The sequence below is a fragment of the Mesorhizobium sp. WSM3224 genome (genome assembly GCF_000427725.1).
In the GTDB taxonomy this organism is placed as follows: Bacteria; Pseudomonadota; Alphaproteobacteria; order Rhizobiales; family Rhizobiaceae; genus Mesorhizobium.
In genome coordinates this window covers 1-4,590 of sequence record NZ_ATYO01000063.1, presented here as the reverse complement: position 1 = coordinate 4,590, position 4,590 = coordinate 1, and the positions used below count along the sequence as shown (strand labels likewise).

Below are 4,590 nucleotides of genomic sequence, written 5' to 3'. Positions count from 1 at the left end.
GCCAGAGATCGGCATTATCTCCAACAAGGCCATCGTCAAGCTGGCCGGCCTGGCGCCGATCGCCAACGACAGCGGCAAGCGCAGCGGTCGCCGGCCGGTGCGTGGCGGTCGCGCGGGGCCGCGCTCGCTGCTCTTCCTCATTGCCCGCATCGTTGCCAAATACGATCCGCACATGGCCGCATTCCATCAGCGGTTGCAGGCCGCCGGCAAAGAGAAAATGGTCATACGCATCGCGCTCGCNCGCAAGCTGCTCGTCATCCTCAATGCAAAAGCACGCGACGCGCGCATCGAGTTCGCAAATGCAACTTGACACCTCAGATAGTCGCTCATCCGTCGCCTTCGGCGACACCTTCTCCCACAAGCGGAGAAGGGGGAGCCCGCATCCTGGCGCCGCGATGTTCGAGACCGACCCCATCCCGCTCAATCCACGAAAATCAGCGCTGGCGTCTCCAGCAGCGCCTTGATCCGCTGCACGAACACCGCGGCATCCCAGCCGTCGATGACGCGGTGGTCGAAGCTGGACGACAGGTTCATCATCTTGCGCGGGATGAACTGGGTGCCGTCCCAGACCGGCCGCACCATCATCTTGTTGACGCCGACGATCGCCACTTCCGGATAGTTGATGACGGGCGTCGTCGCCACGCCGCCCATGGCGCCGAGCGAGGTGATGGTGATGGTCGAGCCGGAAAGCTCGTCACGGCTCGCCGTGCCGGTCTTTGCCGCGTCGGCCAGCCGGTTGACCTCGGCGGCACTATCCCACAGGTCGCGCGCCTCGGCATGCTTGACCACCGGCACCACCAGCCCGTTCGGCGTCTGCGCGGCGATGCCGATATGGATGCCGGCATGCTGGTGGATGATGCCGGCATCGTCGTCGAACAAGGCGTTGAGGCTCGGCTGCTCGGCGATCGCCTTGACCATCGCCCGCATCAGGAAGGGCAGCAGCGTCAGCTTCGGCCTCTCCACTCCCTGGGCGGCGCGCTTGTCCTTGTTCAACGTTGCGCGCAATTCCTCCAGCGCCGTGACGTCGATCTCCTCGACATAGGTGATGTGCGGGATGCGCGATTTGGCGAGCGACATCTTTTCCGCGATCTTGCGCCGCAGGCCGACGACCTTGATATCCTCGACGCCGTCCTTCCGGGCAAGACCGGTGGCGCGAGCCAGATGCGGGCCGCGCGCGACGAAGGCGTCGATATCCTCATGGCCGATGCGCCCGGCCGGACCGCTGCCCGGTACCTGGCGCAGATCGATGCCGGCCTCCTTCGCGCGGAGCCGGACCGCAGGCGAGGCCACCGGTCTCTCGCCCTCAGGCCGCGGCGCGCCGCTGGGCGCGGCACCTCCGGATGTCGGCGCCCGGCCCCTGGTCCCGCCGCGCAAGGGGGAGGGCGTTGCAGCCGCTCGCACGCCTTCAGTTCTTTGGGGACCCGCTGATGACGGTGAGGCACGCTTCGCTTCGACCTTGGAGGCCAAAGCGCCTCCCCCTCCCCCTTGTGGGGAGGGGTTAGGGGTCGGTGCCGCCATGCCTTCCGGCGATTTCGCACCCCCCAAGACATTGCCTTCGCCGGCTACTTTCAGCCGCACGATCGGCGAGCCGATCGCCACCGTGTCGCCGATCTCGGCGCCGAGCCAAAGAATCTCGCCGTCGACCGGCGATGGGATCTCGACGGTGGCCTTGTCGGTCATGACCGCGGCGAGAACCGTGTCCTCGCGCACCAGGTCGCCGACCTTGACATGCCATTCGACGAGCTCGGCCTCGGCAACGCCTTCGCCGACATCGGGAAGCTTGATGACGTGCTCGCCCATCTCAGGCCTCCAACGTTTCAATCAAGGCGCGCCCGACCCGCGCCGGACCGGGGAAATAGTCCCATTCCTGCGCGTGCGGATAGGGCGTGTCCCATCCGGCGACCCGCGCCACCGGCGCCTCCAGATGGTAGAAGCAGTTTTCCTGCACCAGCGAGACCAACTCGGCGCCGAAGCCGGAGGTCAGCGTCGCCTCATGCACGACGACGCAGCGCCCTGTCTTCTTCACCGAGGCGACGATGGCGTCGAGGTCGAGCGGCAGCAGCGTCCTCAGGTCGATCACCTCGGCGTCGATGCCGGTCTCCTCGGCCGCGGCCTGCGCGACATAGACCATCGTGCCGTAGGCAAGCACGGTGACCGCCGAACCCGGCCTTCGGATCGCCGCCTTGCCGAGCGGGATCGTGTAATGGCCATCGGCGACTTCGCCGAGCTCATGCTTCGACCAGGGCGTCACCGGCCGGTCGTGATGGCCGTCGAACGGGCCGTTGTAGAGCCGCTTCGGCTCGAGGAAGATGACCGGGTCCGGATCCTCGATCGCCGCGATCAGCAAACCCTTGGCGTCGTGTGGATTGGACGGCACCACGGTCTTGAGGCCGGAGACATGGGTGAACAGCGCTTCCGGGCTCTGGCTGTGCGTCTGGCCGCCGAAGATGCCGCCGCCGGTCGGCATGCGCACCACGATCGGACAGGTGAAATCGCCGTTCGAGCGGTAGCGCAGCCGCGCCGCTTCCTGCGTCAGCTGGTCGTAGGCCGGATACATATAGTCGGCAAACTGGATTTCGACGCAAGGTTTCAAACCATAGGCGGCCATGCCGATCGCCGAGCCGACGATGCCGGATTCGTTGATCGGCGCGTCGAAGCAGCGGCTGCGGCCATATTTGGCCTGTAACCCTTGCGTGGCGCGGAAAACACCTCCGAAGAAGCCGACATCCTCGCCATAGACAACGACACGTTCGTCACGCCCCATGGCGACATCCATGGCGTCGCGGATCGCCTCGATCATGGTCTTTCTGGGCATGGTCAGACCCCCGCCTGCTGGCGCTGCCGCCTGAGATGCGGCGGCATCTCGGCATAGAGCCCTTCGAACATGTCGCGGGTCGACGGCTTGCCGCCGGCATGCAGCGTGCCGTGCCCCTCGGCCTCCTTCTGCGCCGCGATCACCGTTTCGAGGATCTCGGCTTCCGCCTGGGTGTGCCTGTCCTCGGACCAGACACCCCGGTGGATGAGGTGGTTCTTCAGCCGGATGACCGGGTCGCCGAGCGGCCAGGCGTCGGATTCGGCCTTCGGCCGATAGGCCGAGGGATCGTCGGAGCTCGAATGCGCGCCGGCGCGATAGGTGACATATTCGACCAATGTCGGCCCGAGATTGGCGCGCGCCCGCTCCGCCGCCCATTTCGCCACGGCATGGACCGCGAGGTAGTCATTGCCGTCGACGCGCAGCGCCGGGATGCCGAAGCCAAGGCCGCGAGCGGCAAAAGTGCCGGAGCCGCCGCGCGCGATGCCCTGGAAGGTCGAGATCGCCCACTGGTTGTTGACGACATTGAGGATGACCGGCGCCTTGTAGGTCGAGGCGAAGACCAGGGCGGAATGGAAATCCGACTCCGCCGTCGAACCATCGCCGATCCAGGCGGCTGCGATCTTGGAGTCGTTCGAGATCGCCGACGCCATCGCCCAGCCGACCGCCTGGATGTATTGCGTCGCCAGATTGCCCGAGATCGAGAAGAAGCCGTGCTCCTTCGAGGAGTACATGATCGGCAGTTGCCGGCCCTTCAGCGGATCGGCCTCGTTGGAATAGATCTGGTTCATCATCGTGACCATCGGATAGCCGTCGGCGATCAAAAGGCCGGCTTGCCGATAGGTCGGGAAATTCATGTCGCCGGGCTTGAGCGCTTTGCGGAAAGCGCAGCTCACCGCTTCCTCGCCGAGATGCTGCATGTAGAAGGAGGTCTTGCCCTGGCGCTGCGCCATTTGCATGCGCGCGTCGAAAGTCCTGAGCCGCATCATATGGCGCAGGCCTTCGAGCAGTTCCTCGTCGGTGAGCAGCCCGGCCCACGGCCCGACGGCTTCGCCGGCGCGGTTCAGCACGCGGATGATCGAGAAGGCCATGTCGCGGATGCCGCGCGGATCGACGTCGATCTCGGGGCGCGGCACCGAGCCGGCCTTTGGGATGGTCACATTCGAGAAGTCGGGCGTGCCGCCGGGCCGAACCTCCGGCTCGGGCACATGAAAGCGCAACATTCCAGCATCGGCCATGACCTAACGTCCTCCAATGTTGCCGGTGCGATACTTGCACATCCGCGCCGCCAGACCAGTGCCAATTCGCCGGGTCTGGGCACGGCCCTCCTCCCCGGTCCTCGGCTTGGCGCGGCCGATGCGGCACGCATGCGCCAAGATGCAGATATGGCGGCGAAATTTCTTGTCGATGTTTTCGCGCTGCGCGCAATTTGGCGGAAGTTTAGAGGAGCGACGGCGCCAGATAACGCTATCAGCAGGTAGCGACGGCCTCGCGCGGCCTTCCCTTCTCCCCTCACATGAGGGCCATTGGGTCAAGAGGTTGATCTGCTAGCTGTTGGTTTGATCGTGGGGCAGCTGTTCGTCCCGACCATAGGGCGCTCGAAAGCGTCGCGCGCAGATCGGCGCAAGGCCGGCTGTCCAGCCGCCGCGCAGCGGCTTGGTCTTGCGCTGATTGAGCACGGCGCCACACTGGACGTGGCGGGATGTAGCTTTGCGTCTCCTGGCCCGGGACCTGCCTTGGCGGGACTGACGGCGCGCTCTGGAGCGCCCTCAGAACCT

General features: G+C 65.8%; 4 protein-coding genes. 1 reads left to right on the top strand and 3 read right to left on the bottom strand.

The window, feature by feature from the left end; all coding sequences use genetic code 11:
* A partial coding sequence (locus YU3_RS0133755; RefSeq protein ID WP_027170282.1) for a transposase occupies positions 1–310 on the top strand: 310 nt, incomplete at its 5' end.
* Positions 311–420: 110 nt separating this feature from the next.
* On the opposite strand, the gene YU3_RS0133750 is transcribed toward YU3_RS0133755, so the two are convergent.
* The 3 genes from YU3_RS0133750 to YU3_RS0133740 are packed head-to-tail and all read right to left on the bottom strand — an operon-like array spanning position 421 to position 4,050.
* The gene (locus YU3_RS0133750; RefSeq protein WP_027170281.1) at positions 421–1,800 is read right to left on the bottom strand and encodes a dihydrolipoamide acetyltransferase family protein; all 1,380 of its coding nucleotides are present in this window, start codon (positions 1,798–1,800) and stop codon (positions 421–423) included.
* Position 1,801: 1 nt separating this feature from the next.
* Complete coding sequence (locus tag YU3_RS0133745; protein WP_027170280.1) at positions 1,802–2,815, bottom strand: alpha-ketoacid dehydrogenase subunit beta; 1,014 nt, start codon at positions 2,813–2,815, stop codon at positions 1,802–1,804.
* A 2-nt stretch (positions 2,816–2,817) separates the two neighbouring features.
* Entirely contained in the window at positions 2,818–4,050 is a 1,233-nt protein-coding gene (locus YU3_RS0133740) for a 3-methyl-2-oxobutanoate dehydrogenase (2-methylpropanoyl-transferring) subunit alpha (protein ID WP_027170279.1), read from the bottom strand.
* Between the last annotated feature and the right edge of the window lie 540 nt (positions 4,051–4,590).

Coding starts and splice junctions, on each gene's coding strand:
- YU3_RS0133750 (WP_027170281.1), bottom strand. CDS start 1,800: ATGGGCGAGCACGTCATCAAGCTTCCCGATGTCGGCGAAGGCGTTGCC.
- YU3_RS0133745 (WP_027170280.1), bottom strand. CDS start 2,815: ATGCCCAGAAAGACCATGATCGAGGCGATCCGCGACGCCATGGATGTC.
- YU3_RS0133740 (WP_027170279.1), bottom strand. CDS start 4,050: ATGGCCGATGCTGGAATGTTGCGCTTTCATGTGCCCGAGCCGGAGGTT.